General features: G+C 55.7%; 11 protein-coding genes. 4 read left to right on the forward strand and 7 right to left on the reverse strand.

Annotated elements, in window-relative coordinates; genetic code table 11:
• The 4 genes from ABIE13_RS05030 to ABIE13_RS05045 form a co-directional block, all read right to left on the reverse strand.
• Complete coding sequence (locus tag ABIE13_RS05030) at positions 1-969, reverse strand: PDR/VanB family oxidoreductase (RefSeq protein ID WP_354441719.1); 969 nt, start codon at positions 967-969, stop codon at positions 1-3.
• A 48-nt stretch (positions 970-1017) separates the two neighbouring features.
• The gene (locus ABIE13_RS05035) at positions 1018-2181 is read right to left on the reverse strand and encodes an ABC transporter substrate-binding protein (protein ID WP_354441721.1); all 1164 of its coding nucleotides are present in this window, start codon (positions 2179-2181) and stop codon (positions 1018-1020) included.
• Positions 2182-2218: 37 nt separating this feature from the next.
• On the reverse strand, positions 2219-3268 hold the full coding sequence (locus tag ABIE13_RS05040; protein WP_354441723.1) for an aromatic ring-hydroxylating dioxygenase subunit alpha: 1050 nt from the start codon (positions 3266-3268) through the stop codon (positions 2219-2221).
• Between the two features lie 84 nt (positions 3269-3352).
• Positions 3353-4408 (reverse strand): aromatic ring-hydroxylating dioxygenase subunit alpha, encoded by a 1056-nt coding sequence (locus ABIE13_RS05045; protein WP_354441724.1) that lies wholly within the window; start codon positions 4406-4408, stop codon positions 3353-3355.
• Between the two features lie 1293 nt (positions 4409-5701).
• Here ABIE13_RS05045 and ABIE13_RS05050 point away from each other — a divergent pair.
• From ABIE13_RS05050 to ABIE13_RS05065, 4 genes are all read left to right on the forward strand, one after another.
• Entirely contained in the window at positions 5702-6310 is a 609-nt protein-coding gene (locus ABIE13_RS05050) for a hypothetical protein (RefSeq protein ID WP_354441726.1), read from the forward strand.
• 3 nt (positions 6311-6313) lie between these two features.
• Positions 6314-6925 (forward strand): cysteine hydrolase family protein, encoded by a 612-nt coding sequence (locus ABIE13_RS05055; protein WP_354441727.1) that lies wholly within the window; start codon positions 6314-6316, stop codon positions 6923-6925.
• The gene (locus ABIE13_RS05060) at positions 6912-7388 is read left to right on the forward strand and encodes a DUF421 domain-containing protein (RefSeq protein ID WP_354441729.1); all 477 of its coding nucleotides are present in this window, start codon (positions 6912-6914) and stop codon (positions 7386-7388) included. Before ABIE13_RS05055 ends, ABIE13_RS05060 begins: the two co-directional genes overlap by 14 nt.
• Before the next feature lie 538 nt (positions 7389-7926).
• The gene (locus ABIE13_RS05065; protein WP_354441731.1) at positions 7927-10338 is read left to right on the forward strand and encodes a catalase; all 2412 of its coding nucleotides are present in this window, start codon (positions 7927-7929) and stop codon (positions 10336-10338) included.
• Positions 10339-10415: 77 nt separating this feature from the next.
• Here the strand turns inward: ABIE13_RS05065 and ABIE13_RS05070 are convergent, their stop codons facing one another.
• From ABIE13_RS05070 to ABIE13_RS05080, 3 genes are read right to left on the reverse strand one after another with little or no spacing between them, the layout of a single operon-like run.
• Positions 10416-11270, reverse strand: coding sequence for an alpha/beta hydrolase (locus tag ABIE13_RS05070; protein WP_354441733.1), 855 nt, complete (start codon positions 11268-11270; stop codon positions 10416-10418).
• On the reverse strand, positions 11267-12046 hold the full coding sequence (locus tag ABIE13_RS05075) for an SDR family NAD(P)-dependent oxidoreductase (RefSeq protein WP_354441734.1): 780 nt from the start codon (positions 12044-12046) through the stop codon (positions 11267-11269). Before ABIE13_RS05075 ends, ABIE13_RS05070 begins: the two co-directional genes overlap by 4 nt.
• A gap of 3 nt (positions 12047-12049) precedes the next feature.
• Positions 12050-13573 (reverse strand): FAD-binding oxidoreductase, encoded by a 1524-nt coding sequence (locus ABIE13_RS05080; protein ID WP_354441736.1) that lies wholly within the window; start codon positions 13571-13573, stop codon positions 12050-12052.

The raw sequence follows: 13573 nt of genomic DNA on the forward strand, positions 1-13573 counted from the left end.
TCAGAGATCAATAACCAACCTATCTGACTTCGAGCCCGAGCAACAGATCAGCATGGTCTTGTTGTCTGCCCTCTCTGCCTCACTCAGCACCAGATCTCTGTGATCCGGAATGCCGCCGAGAACATTCACCTGGCATGTCCCGCAAATACCTTCCTGGCATGAATATGGCGCGTTAACGCCAGCGTCCAGTAGAGCATCGAGAATCGTCTTACCCGTAGCAACAGAGACGATCATGCCTGATCGAGCCAGCTCCACTGTGAATCCTCCGGCCATGTCAGGTTTCTCACGAGCAGCGAAGAATTCGGTGTGGACTCTTGCGGGAGGCCTTCCTGCCGCAGCTTTTTCGAAAGCTTCAATCATTGGCACCGGGCCGCAGCAATAGAGGTGCGCTGCAGACGGTGCGACGGCGACGATTTTTACCAAGTCAAGCATGGCCCCGCCCGGTTCTTCACTAAAGCTCAAGTGAACCTTTGCTGGGTGGACATCCGAGAGCAGCCGAAGCTCCTGAAGAAAGGCTGCATTTCGCCGGGATCGGGCGGCGTAGTACAACTCCCACGACCGCCCCAGCGTCTCCAGCCGTTGAATCATGCTCCACAGCGGGGTTATTCCTATTCCCCCTGCCACCAGTACAGAATGATCGGCGTCCTCCTCAAGGGGGAAATTGTTTCTGGGGTGGCTGATGGTGATGACATCGCCGGGTCGCATCCTCTCGTGTACGTAGAGAGAGCCGCCGCGGCTATGAGGGTCCTTATTCACGCCAATCACGTAATGATGAACGCCGCCCGGCATGCTGATCAGCGAATAACTTCGGATAAGTCCGTTTGGCAGTTGAAGGTCGATATGAGCGCCAGCGCTGAACACGGGAAGTTGCATCAATGGTGGGACAGGACGAAACTCAAATAGAAGAATCCCGTCCGCTTCATGGCTGACCGACTTAACCTGAACTTGCAGTGTCTCAGCCATGGTCATGATGACGCTGCCTTGAGTGAAGCCTCGGGTTCAGTCGACATGATGAAACTAGGGAGCCAATTTCCACTTCCCGCCCTCGATCCGGACGATGTAGCGTGACCGCTTGTCAAGACCAACGTGATCAGTGGCCGTCATGTTGTAGTACCCCTGGGTTCCAGCGAACTCCTTGGTGCTTTCCAATGCGTCTCGAAGAGCAGAACGGAACTCCGGCGTGCCTGCTTTGGCTTTCTTGGCTGCGACTCGAACCGCCGAATCCAGCAAGAGATAAGGGTCGTACGCGTTCGAAATGAAGGTCGTACGGCTGCCTTCACCGTGCTTCTGTTCGTAGCGCTTGATCACGTCTCTGCCAATCTTTCCGACCTCGCTATCGGCAGGCAACTGATCGGCGACCAGAAGTGGCCCAACCGGAAGATAGGTACCTTCCGCGCTGGCTCCGGCAACACGAAGGAAGTCATTGTTGGCAACACCGTGAGTTTGATACACCACGCCTTTATAGCCGCGCTCTTTCAGACTGACCTGCGGAAGAGCAGCGGGCGAACCCGATGCAGCAATCAAGACGGCATCTGGATTGGCGCTGACGATCTTCAGAGTCTGCGCCGTCACACTGTTGTCGCCTCGGCCATAACGTTCATTCGCCACAATCTTCAATCCGTTGGCTTCGGCCTGAGATTTCAGCCGGATCCAGTAGCCTTCCCCAGTGGCATCGGCAAATCCAATGTAGCCAACGGTCTTGACGCCTTTTTTGACCATGTGCTCCACAATGGCGTCAACCATCATTCCATCGTTGTGTACAGCCTTGAAGGCCCAACGCCTGCGCACATCCATGGGTTCCACTATCGCTGCACCTGCGCCCATCGCGATCATCGGCGTACCGAATTCCGCAGCCACGTCGAGCATAGCCAGGCTGTTCGGAGTGGTTGTCGAGCCGATCAGGGCATCCACCTTATTTTCGCTGGTCAGCCTTCGGGCATTGCGCACGGCAGCTGTAGTGTCTGAGGCATCATCGAGAATGATGTACTCGACCTTCTGTCCTCCCAGCGTATCGGGTAGAAGTTGGAGAGTTCGCTTCTCCACGATTCCCAGAGAAGCTGCGGGGCCGGTCTCAGATACTGTGATGCCAATTTTTACCTGTGAAAAAACCAAAGTGGCGGTGGCCGAGAGGGTCAAGCCCAGGATAAGCTGAACCCCATACTTGAGGCATGTTTGTTTCATCGCGGTCTCCTTTTTGTCGTGGAAGGAAGGTCGAAAATCAATTGGCGCAGTCCCGGGCCTTGAGGCGCTCAAACACACGTTGATACCGAACCGGGCCGGCATCAATTTCGAGCAACATCGGCTTGACTGCCTCTTCTCCGCCAGCACGTTGAATCTCCCTCTGCTGCGCCAGCATCATGGGTTCGTCCTGCTGCTCGAATGCATAGCGGCGAAGTTCCGCAAGAGTCTGTTGAATCTGTGCCTCTTGCCCTGATGGAAAGGGCAGCGGATTTTGCCGAGCCGCAGCAAAGTGGTAGTACGTGCTGGTCCTGGTTTCCGGCGTCAGAAAGTGAGTGCCGAAAATCCCGGTGCCACTTTCCCGAGGAGCGTTAGGAGAACGTACAGAAACGTCGTTAAGAAAGTTGCCTGGCGCGTCACAGCGGATCTCATTCCACAAGTCCACGGAGGCACCGTTGCGCTGAAAAAGCATATCGAACAGCGTGGGAGGAGGAACGTTCTTGTTTTCCCGACGCACATAAATGGTGTCGCCTCGCTCTTCCACACCGATCTCGGCCGCCGCAGTATGTTCGTTACCAAGAATCCCTTTATGCAGGAACGCGGCGTGGCTCAAATCCAGGAGGTTGTTGATGATCAGGCCGAACCCCACTTCCATCTTGATGCAGTCTCGCTTGCTCACCGGCAGGGGGCTGCCTGCATCGAGCACATGGAAGTCGGGAATCAAGGACTTATCCGCTGGCTTGTCTCCCATCCATATCCAGATCAGGGAGTGCTTTTCAACCAAGGGGTAGCTCTTGACCTTCGCTTGCGAGGGAATACGACCGCTGCGATGCGGGTTATGGACGCATTGCCCCGTTTGATCGAACTGCAGTCCATGGTAGCCGCATTCGATTCGTCCACCCGCACACAGTTTTCCCATGTGCAAGGGCACGAGGCGATGAGGACAGCGGTCGAAAAGTGCTACGGGCTGGCCTTCTTCATTGCGGAAAAAAACCACCGGCTCTTCAAGGAGAACGCGGTGTTCCATGCTTTCTTGGCGGAGGTTCTCTGACCACATCGCCACATACCAAACGTTCCTTAGAAATGTCATTGTTTGTCTCCTTTGGCTCAGACACTCTCTTTGCACCAAGCCATCCATGAAGTTCTATCTCTAGTCAAGCAAGCCCGGCTCAGTTCAAGAACGGGCCGTTGCCTCAGTCATCGCATCCTTTTGCAATGCCTGACTCATCAACCAGCGAAATTGACTCAAGGCTGCGTCGGCAACTATGGCCGCCATGGTCCATTTCCCGGCCCGTTCGAGATTCCGGGCCTGGGCTTCGATCATCACCTTGTCCTCTTCAAAGGCATCCACAACGTCCTGAAAAAGCCTGTCAGTGATGGATTGGTCAGCTATCGCAAAATTTCGAGGCACTGCGAAGAAGTAGTGAGAGCTGCTCTCAGATTCAGGCGTCACTGCCTGGCAGCTTCTAAATTCCAAAGCATTCTTGATATTTCCCTCAGGTGCGCCGGTGCCGGTCGCCTGGACACCCGAATGCATCACGAGAAGACCTGGAACATGAAAATCGTAGAAGTGCCACCGGTCCACCAGGCCTGAAAAACTGGCCACTTTTGTATGAAAAGGCGCAGGAACCTCGTTCGTCAGCCATCGTTCCACACGAACTACAGCATCACCACGGGTGACCGTTGGCCGCCTTTGTGCAATGTTCTCAGTTCCTCCCAGCGTGGTGGGGTGCACATAGCCGAGGTGCGAGAAGTCCAGGAGGTTGTCGCATATGAGCATGTGGGGCGCTGCATAGCGGTAGTAACCAGGTTTATAGGGCCACTCGGGGCTCCCCAGGGACCAAGTGGGGGGAATCTGCGCGGCATCTGCTTTTGCCGGGACGCCCATCCATATCCAAATCCAGCTGTCGCGCTCAATGACCGGGTAGCTCTGAACACAGGCTTGCGGGGGTATGCGATCCTGACCCGGTATTTCCTGGCACTGGCCATTGCTGGCGAACTTCATGCCGTGGTACATACATCTGACCGAATCGCCCTCGATCCGTCCCTTGGATAAGGGAGCGCCCCGGTGAGCGCACCGATCTGCAAGCGCGACCACCTTACCAACTGAATCGCGGAAGAAACAAATCGGTTCGCCAAGCAAGGTTCTGCTAAAGAGCTGCCCAGCGACTTCGTGACTCCACGCTGCAACGTACCAGCAATTGCGCACGAACATATTTACCAATGCCATCCTTGTCACCTCTTCGGTATCCAGGAGCTAACTTTAAAAATGACAATGGAATCGCGCTAGAAGCTTTTACGCATCGTAAATAAAATAAGGGTTCTATCGGAATTCTTGAGCGGTCCTTTCGACATCGACGTCAACAGCGTCTGATACGAGCACATGCCGGCTAAACGAAATGCGACATGCAGTGCGATATCCGACTAAGCGAGCCGATCACTTGTCCGCTTCATGTACGGCACGGGCACATGCCTTCATCAGATAATCCAAGGCGCTTATCGAGTTCCGTTTCAACAACACTCTTCATGGGTATCAGAATTGAAATTGCTGATGAAGCTTTCCCATGCCCGATTCATCAAATGATTTAAATCGTTTCTGCGCCATTTATACAGCTCCAGCACGCGTTACCTCGTCTCACACAATACCTGACCATAGGGTAGTTATTTTGAGCCAGAGGCGTAGCATGTAATTTCGTGTCCGAAGCGCCCTAGCACCACGCTTTTGAATTTCCGTCATTTCTGAGCAAATGCGAGGAGAACGAAAGCAAGTATGGATATAAAGATCCTGGAGGTTATTGCCTCCGCGCCAGACACCCTAACCTTTCACGGTGATGAGCACGTTACCTTGTTCTCATCCCTGATAAGACAGGGGCTGGTCATAGGGACCGTACACGCCTCTACGGATTCAAATCCGTATGCGGTGATATGCGGTCTCACGCCGGATGGAAAAGCTCTGCTTTCCATCAACCGCTACCGAAGCGCCAGAACAGCAGCACCCACCGCGTCGCAGTTTGGTTCACCTTGACGTAGTCAGGTGACCTGCATTGTCGAAGTCAATCGGCGTTCATCTCTGGATGTGCGCGATGGTTCCCGATCAAGCGCCTAGGCGCTTCGCTACTCCCCTCCAAGTGTTCTAAGCCGCCCCTGGGGCTCAATAGTGTCAATAGCGACACCCTTTAGCCGCGCTCGCCCCGGGGACGCTGGCTTTGCTCCTGAGAGCGTGGCAACACTTGGCGTGTGTGCGAGTCTGTCTCCCTGCCGGCGGGGACGTGCGCATGCGCGCTAATTCCTGAAGAGTTGCCCTGGCCCTTCTAAGGTCTTAGAGGGCGTTCAATTGTTGCCTACACATTTGTAGGATTCCCGCCTACTTCAACCCTCGTTGAAGAAGCTCAAAGTACAAGCGCGCTACGTGTGCAACTCAGCCGGTTAGCGCTTTGATCTACCAGCGCAGTCGTATCCCTGCCCGACTGCGCTGGCGATCTGTCGCCAAATGGGAGATATGTAACAAAAATTGGAGTCAACCATGGGTCAACCAGGCTACGACGAAGTGCAATTGAAGGACTTACTGCTTCAAATGATGGAAACTGAACTGGGGGGCGAACAGGTGTACTTGACAGCCATTTCATGCGCGGTCAACAAGGACTTGAAGGAGGAATGGCGAGGCTACCTGAAGGAAACGAAAGCCCATCAAAACGTCGTTAGAACCATGTGCGAGCAGCTCGGTATCAACGCCAACGAAACCTCTCCTTCAAGATTGGTGGTCAGACACATCGGTGCATCTTTGGTCAAGGCGATGGAATTGGCCAAGTCGGTAGGCGACGCGGCTTCAGCTCAGCTCGTAGCATGCGAGTGCGTTGTGCATGCGGAGACCAAGGACCACTCCAATTGGGAGCTACTTGGAAAGGTGGCTGATGCAGCCACTGGAGACATGGAGAAATTTCTCAAGGAAGCCTACAACCGCGTAGAAAAAGATGAGGACCACCATCTTTATCACACCCAAGGTTGGTGTCGTGAGTTGGCGATTAAAGCCTTGGGAATGCCTGCAGTGATACCTCCTCCAGAAGAGGTCAAACAGGTCGAGACAGCGATCGGTGCATCACGAGCCGAACAGCAACGCGATTCCATGCTTTGATCGATGCCCCGTCCCGTTTGGTTAAAACCTACACCGGTTCCGGTGTGTTCTGAAGTATTGCTGCTCGTGGACGTCATCAATCCTCTGCAGTTTCCTAATGCAAGGCATCTGGTCAAAAGCGCAGCAAAAGCCGCGCCGCGCATAGCCACGTTGAAGTCTGCCTTGCATGCTAGAGGTGTCCCTGCCATCTATGCCAATGACAATTACGGCACCTGGCACAGTGAATTCAGCGATATCCTTGCGGCGTGCAAGGGGTTGGATGGTAATCGCGGCGAAATAGCACGACTGCTGGCGCCGGAGGCAGAAGACCTCGTGATTCTGAAGCCGCAGCATTCGGCTTTTCATTCCACGCCTTTGCTTCACTTGCTGGTGAGAATGAAAGCCAAGCGCATAGTTATTGTCGGCTTCGCAACCGATATGTGCGTCATGCTCACTGCCACTGACGCCCGCATGTCAGGCTACGAAGTCTGGACTCCAAGAGACTGCACGGCAGCTGAATCACCGCACCGCAAGCAGCAAGCCCTGCGCCATCTTGAGCGCGCGTTCAAATGTTCTGTGCGCGCAGCCAGGCCTAGAGGTACACCAAGCGAGTTTCTCAACCGTGATGGATCTTGATCTACCGATCGTCGAACTGATGGTTCGAGCAGCGGCAGTCTATCTGGTGCTGCTGTTCATGATGCGGTTAAGTGGGAAGCGTACCGTCGGTCAGTTCACGCCTTTTGATCTGCTGGTTGTCATGTTGGTCAGCGAAGCCGCAGGCCCTTCCATGACGGGGAAAGACCAATCTCTATGGGGCGGACTTGTCGTGTGCGCGGTACTTATCGCTGTCAATACCTTGATTGGCATACTCACTGCGCGCTATCGAGTGGCAGAAAAGCTGCTCGAAGGCGAAGCTATTCTCTTGGGGCGTGACGGTGAGATATTCGAATCCGTTCGCAAGAAGCATCGCATATCGCAAAACGATATTGAGAAGGCTCTGCGGGGTGCAGATTGCGAGCGCGATGAAGTGCGCTTCGTATTCCTTGAAGCGGACGGCAGCATTTGCATTCAAAAGAAAATCTCCAACGCAGTTCGTTAAGAGACAGGTGTTCACTTGTGATGGGCTAGAACGGAGTGGACGTCTACACGACACCTGCCTGAACGATGCCTTCGCGTTCTGATGCCTGTGGGCACTAGGAGCTTGTCGGACTTGGAAATCGCCGGCTGCCAATGGGCCGCGGCTGTCCATTTTCGCTTTCGGCGCTCCAAGTCCGACAGGCTCCTAGGCTCAGGTACATCCTTGCAGCCAATTTTTCTGCAAACCTATCCCACTCATGCCGTCTCTGAGCTTTCAAGCATGAGTCAGCCGCGAAAGGCACGGCAGCCTTATCTGACATGAGCAGGTTATGAACACTGACACGTCATGTCTTAAAGCATCCTGAAGATGAATTGTGGATCGATGAGCAAGTGCAGGCACGTGTCTTGCCCTTGCCACCCCGTGATACCCATTGAATTGATCGAACAGTGGTGGCTACCGGAGCCTCCAAAGACTCGTTGAACGCTAGTTCAAGCAAGGCAAATAGGTTCAATTAAATCGATCAGAACAAGACGCACCCCACTTTTCAAAGGATGACCCCATGGCTACAGCAAAAAAACCGACGTCCCGCAGCTCTGCCCCAAAAGATAGCGCGAAGGCACGTAGACGCCCCACCAGCACCGATAGTGGTCCTGCAAAGGGATTGCCGGAAAACGATGTATTCGCCATCCAAGCCGAACAGGTCAATCAGATGGCCGCTGCCGTGCCATTCAATCCGACCAAGGCCAGTGAACACGGCTTCGACAACGGCCTGCTGGTACCGCCAGGATCTACTGTGTCACCCCCTTCGCGGTTGTCTACAGGCAGTACCTTGTCTGAAGAGAACAAAAATGAAAAAGTAGGGAGTGTGGCCGTCGAGGGCGTGAACAGCACCATTGGATCACTGGACCGTGTGCGTGTCGATTCTTCCGGTCAGATGCTCACGACCAATCAGGGTGTCCCTATAGCGGATAACCAGAACTCCTTGAAGTACGGCCTAAGAGGTCCTGCGCTGTTGGAAGATTTTGTGTTGCGCGAGAAGATCACGCATTTTGATCATGAACGCATTCCAGAGCGCATCGTTCATGCTCGTGGGTCTGGTGCGCATGGCTACTTTGAATGCTATGAGCCACTGACGGACATCACCAGGGCCGCACCATTTACGGAAGCAGGAAAGATTACCCCGGTGTTCGTGCGATTTTCCACCGTCCAGGGAGAGCGCGGGTCCAAGGACACCGCTCGCGATGTGCGAGGTTTCGCGGTGAAGTTCTATACGGATGAAGGCAACTGGGACCTCGTGGGTAACAACATGCCTGTCTTCTTCATTCAGGACGCCATGAAGTTTCCCGACCTGGTGCACGCAGTGAAACCAGAACCGCACCACCAAATGCCCCAAGCGGCCAGCGCACACGACACTTTCTGGGACTTCGTTTCACTCATGCCGGAATCCACTCACATGCTGATGTGGTTGATGTCGGACCGAGCCATTCCACGCAGCTATGCCACCATGCAAGGGTTTGGCGTGCATACGTTCCGTATGGTGAATGAAGCTGGCGAATCCGTCTTCATCAAGTTCCATTGGAACCCCATTTACGGCACGCATTCATTGGCATGGGATGAAGCCGTCAAAATTTCGGGTGCGGATCCAGACTACCACCGCAGAGATCTATGGGAGCGCATAGAAGGCGGTGTGTTTCCTGAATGGGAACTGGCTCTTCAGGTCTTCACCGAAGAAGAAGCTGACGCCTTCAGCTTCGATGTACTGGACGCCACCAAGCTCGTGCCAGAGGAACTCGTGCCGCTTAGAAAAGTGGGACGAATGGTGCTCAACCGCAATCCCGACAATTTCTTTGCGGAAACAGAACAGGTTGCCTTCTGTGCGGCGCACGTCATTCCAGGTTTGGACTTCTCCAACGACCCCTTATTGGCCGGGCGTATTCACTCGTATGCGGACACGCAAATCAGTCGCCTGGGAGGACCCAACTTCCATGAATTGCCTATCAACGCTCCGCTCGCCCCCGTACACAACAACCAACGAGATGGAATGCATAGGCAAGCCATACCCCGTGGTCGCGTCAACTATGAACCCAATTCTCTGGCAGGGGGTTGCCCGTTCCAGGCCGGCGCCGCGCAGGGCTTTGTCTCAGTTCCCGCGCGTATTCAGGCCAAGGAAGAACAAGGAAAAGTGCGGGCCAAACCTGAAAAATTTGCTGACCACTATACCCAGGCAGCCCTGTTCTATGAAAGCCAGACAAAAGTAGAGCAAAACCATATTGCTGCCGCATTCCGCTTTGAACTGTCCAAGGTCACGGTGCCTGCCATCCGGGAAAGAATGGTGGCATCTCTGCGCAATGCGTCAGAAGCCCTTGCAGCGCAGGTCGCTGAGGGATTGGGTATGAAGAAGATCCCTCCCCCCTTGCCCCGGGCGCTTAAGACTGAAACCAAGCCGGAGGTACGCTACTCAGCGGCACTTTCACTGATGACCCGGCCAGGAGCCGTCTCCGTCAAAGGCCGAAAAATTGCCTTGCTGGTGGCTGATGGGATCATGGGGCAAACGGCGCTTGATCTGCACGCCGCGCTGGGCATGCAAGGCGCCACCGCCCGGTTCGTGGCGCCTCGGATTGGCCTCGTCGAGACAGCCGATGGTGTCCGCCTGGATGCCGACGCATCCATGGAAAATGAGCCAGGCTTTCTGTTCGACGCACTCGCACTGCCCGAAGGCCCTGACGGCATCAAGGTTCTCTCACTCGACGGGCACACTGCAGAGTTCATCAAGGACCAATACCGACACTGCAAGGCCATCTTGGTTCCAGACGATGCCAAAGCGCTGGTTGAAGCCGAAGGCGTCCGCGCAGTCTTGCCCAATGGTGAACCTGATCCCGGCATCATTACCGGCCAAGACATAGACGCATTCATCGAGGCCATTGGCCGGCATCGCCATCCGGAACGGGAAACGGACCCTCCAAGTGTTTGAACATCTATCCGGCGAGTTGCCCCTTGCTCCCGCCTGGATCTTGCCCAGGTCCTGCCCGCGTTCTGTTTTCTGCTGAGCTAGTCCAAGAATCCCATCAACATGGTGCGCAGCAGACCAACCGAATGGCCAAAGCTCCTCAACACCATGAAATGGTCGTCTTGCGCAGAGACCGCGTCACGGCAATCCCCAGCCGCGCGCCATGCATCGGCCATGGCCTGATTCTGTTGTTTGAAGGCCGTCGTTTCACCACCACCAACCACGAACACTGCGGCAGGCACATGATCAGGCACGCGGCGCAATGGCGACGCCGCACGTGCCGTTTCTTCGTCCAGCCTCAGATTTCTGTTAAGTGAAGTACCTATCAGGCCCGTCAAATCGTAGATGCCGCTGATCGCAAGCACTCCATCCACGGAGCCAGCCATGTCGGGACGACATGCAATCTCGACGGCGAGATGCCCGCCTGCCGAGTGACCGGCAACGATCAAAGGCTTCTGGCGAGCGCTTTTCGTTAGAGACCGGACCGCCGGTGGGAGATGGCAGACAGAAAGAATGATGTCTTGAACAGACACTTCAGGGCAAAGTGGATAGTTGGCCAGCGCGACGTTGAACCCAGCCTCATTGAGTGCTGGCACCAGGAAGCGGAACTGCGACTTGTCCCTGGATTGCCAGTAACCCGCGTGCAGGTAGATCAGAGTTCCACGTGAACTGCCCTGTGCCGCGCGGAAGTCGAAAGTCTCGCGCGGGTGCTCGCCATATTTGACGTCCCATACCCAACCGTCCAGAACCTGCGCTGCGGCACTGGCAGCGCGAAACTCTTCCAGCAGCGCGGGGAAGCTGGCTCTCATCTGTCCGGTGACATATTCGTACTCAGCGTCACCCTCAAGAGGTGCAATCGCTTGTGGCGCGTACTTCTGACCAGCCAGATTGTTCATGGAGTCAAACGACCGCCGTTAAGGTGCAACACTTGTCCTGTCATATATTTCGAACCTGCTCCCGCCAGAAAGAAGATAGGGCCTGTCACGTCAGAGGGCTCCGCCACACGGGCCAATGGAATCGTCGATACGTATTTTGCAGCCATGTCGTCAAACCAGCTTCGATCCGCCGAGGAATCCCGCCCGCGCCCGCCTCCCAGGAACTCGGTGTCCACCGCACCAGGAGCCACAACATTGGCACGCACGTGCGGAGCGCATTCCATGGCCAAGGCCTTGGTCAGGCTGACCAAGGCTCCTTTGGATGCGGCATACGCGCCCATACCCGGCATGACCTGGTACGCCAGACTGGATGCCACGGTAACAATAGCGGCCTGATCACTCTTACGGAGTAATGGCAACAGTCCCCCCGCCAGCAGATAGGCAGAGGTCAGGTTGACCTCCATCAGTTCATTCCATGCCGAGAGTGCCACCTCTGCGAGAGGCCGACGCGGCAAGATGGGGTAGCCGCAGAGAAACACGAAACTGTCCACGCAATCGGTTTTGGCGCCGATAGCCGCTACCGCTTCCGAAATGGAAGCTGCATTCCGAGCATCAAAGTCAATGTAGTCCACCCCTTGCATGTCGGGCTGAGCCGCCCTGGACTGCGCAAGGTCCAGCACCGTCACGCGCAGACCCTTGTCCACCGCCTCGCGCACGAGTTCCGCACCAATGCCACCACACCCTCCAGCAACCACCATGTGGGAGCCTGGCTTGGGGCCTAACCAATTATCTGTCATGGTTCATTGCTCCCCATCAATGCCGTACTTTCCGGGACTGATCACCGCGTTAGGGTCCAGCGCTCTCTTCAAGCTGCTGTAGACCTTCTTCAAGCTGGGTAGCATCTGGTCCATGTGAAAGTCGTAGTAGTCCGCTGGTGCGCGGCCTACCCCTACCCCACGCTTGGCGAACTCTGTACTGAGTTCCCTGTAGCACGCATCGGCGCGGCGGTTCTCATCTGCATCGTCCTTGTTCCATGAGAGTACATGCAAACCCCGTGCAAACCGCGCCGAAGCCACGTGCATGACGATGTAGTCCATGCCGTGCTTCTCATAGATACCTCGCCCAACTCGGTCAAGCTCCAACGCCTGCGCCCCTACCATGGGTGTGCCGGGCAAGAACCAGGCGTTGCCACTTCCTGGACGCCATTTCAGCATCCCCAGCTCAGACGCGCTGGGCCGGCCTGTCATCGAGTCGATCGCGACCTTCAGCGCAGAAATGTTCTGGGCTTCGTCATGACTGATGTAGCGTGCCTTTCCACTGCGTTCAAAATGCCCTCGTACGCGCTGAATCAGGGGCTCTATGGCGGCGTCTGATGCGCCATAGAACATACCGGACACTTGCCAGGCACCCAGGCCATGGCGCTTTTGCAATGCCAACCGCCCTTCTTTACTGATGGCGTTTTTCACGCCTGGGGCATATTCCGCGCTCACCTCGTCGGGTGCGATGGCGTACAGGTCGTTGGCAACACGAAAGAGCGACGGCACGAAGTTGGAGAGCTTCATTGGACGGCAGAGTTCAATGATCTCTGCGATGTCCTCGTCGTCAGGAAAGGTGAAATGAAAAGAACGGGCGGCCGGTGGACGGGGCATGAGCCAAACGCCTACCCGTGTCACGATGCCGTAGTTGGATTGTGAGAACAGCCCGTCCAGCGCTGGACCGAAGGAAAACTTCGAGACGTGCCAGTTCACCAATTCCTCTGAATCCAGGCTCCCATCGCCGGTACGGATGACATCGCCATTTCCGAGCACGACCTCCATGCCGCAAAGCATGCCGAAATGGTCAAAGTAGGGCCCATAGCCTGCCCCCCTGTCCATCGCGTTGCCCATGACCCCGCCATGCGGGGGGCCGGACGTAGCGGACAGCATGAGTTTCCCGCCGCGGCGTTCCAGCTCGTCGTGGAGCATGGTAAAGCTCACGCCCGGCTGCAACTCGGCATAGCAGGTTTCTTCGTTGACTTCGAGGATTCGGTTCATGCGGTGCCCGAGGTCCACCACCACCTGTCCTGCACGAGCAGGAGCTCTCGAGCCCAGGCCAATGTTATTGCCCGTGCTGACGGGAAACAGCGCCACGTGGTACTCGTTGGCTGCCAAAACAATTTCTTGTACTTCGGCAGTGGATGAGGGAAACACCACTGCAGACGGGGCGCGCGCTTCAGCGGGCAGGGTGTGCTCCCCGTAGCGAGCCAGAGTCTCATGCCGGGTGTCGACCCATTGCGCGCCAATTTTCTCACCGACGCTTTTCAGAAATCCTTCCAGGTCCATCAT

It is taken from the genome of Ottowia thiooxydans (assembly GCF_040548795.1).
Lineage (GTDB): Bacteria > Pseudomonadota > Gammaproteobacteria > Burkholderiales > Burkholderiaceae_C > Ottowia > Ottowia thiooxydans_A.

Excerpts from the sequence above, each read along its gene's own strand:
- ABIE13_RS05035 (WP_354441721.1), bottom strand. The coding sequence starts at position 2,181 with ATGAAACAAACATGCCTCAAGTATGGGGTTCAGCTTATCCTGGGCTTG.
- ABIE13_RS05030 (WP_354441719.1), bottom strand. The coding sequence starts at position 969 with ATGACCATGGCTGAGACACTGCAAGTTCAGGTTAAGTCGGTCAGCCAT.
- ABIE13_RS05055 (WP_354441727.1), top strand. The coding sequence starts at position 6,314 with ATGCCCCGTCCCGTTTGGTTAAAACCTACACCGGTTCCGGTGTGTTCT.
- ABIE13_RS05070 (WP_354441733.1), bottom strand. The coding sequence starts at position 11,270 with ATGAACAATCTGGCTGGTCAGAAGTACGCGCCACAAGCGATTGCACCT.
- ABIE13_RS05045 (WP_354441724.1), bottom strand. The coding sequence starts at position 4,408 with ATGGCATTGGTAAATATGTTCGTGCGCAATTGCTGGTACGTTGCAGCG.
- ABIE13_RS05065 (WP_354441731.1), top strand. The coding sequence starts at position 7,927 with ATGGCTACAGCAAAAAAACCGACGTCCCGCAGCTCTGCCCCAAAAGAT.
- ABIE13_RS05040 (WP_354441723.1), bottom strand. The coding sequence starts at position 3,268 with ATGACATTTCTAAGGAACGTTTGGTATGTGGCGATGTGGTCAGAGAAC.
- ABIE13_RS05075 (WP_354441734.1), bottom strand. The coding sequence starts at position 12,046 with ATGACAGATAATTGGTTAGGCCCCAAGCCAGGCTCCCACATGGTGGTT.
- ABIE13_RS05050 (WP_354441726.1), top strand. The coding sequence starts at position 5,702 with ATGGGTCAACCAGGCTACGACGAAGTGCAATTGAAGGACTTACTGCTT.
- ABIE13_RS05080 (WP_354441736.1), bottom strand. The coding sequence starts at position 13,573 with ATGATGGACCTGGAAGGATTTCTGAAAAGCGTCGGTGAGAAAATTGGC.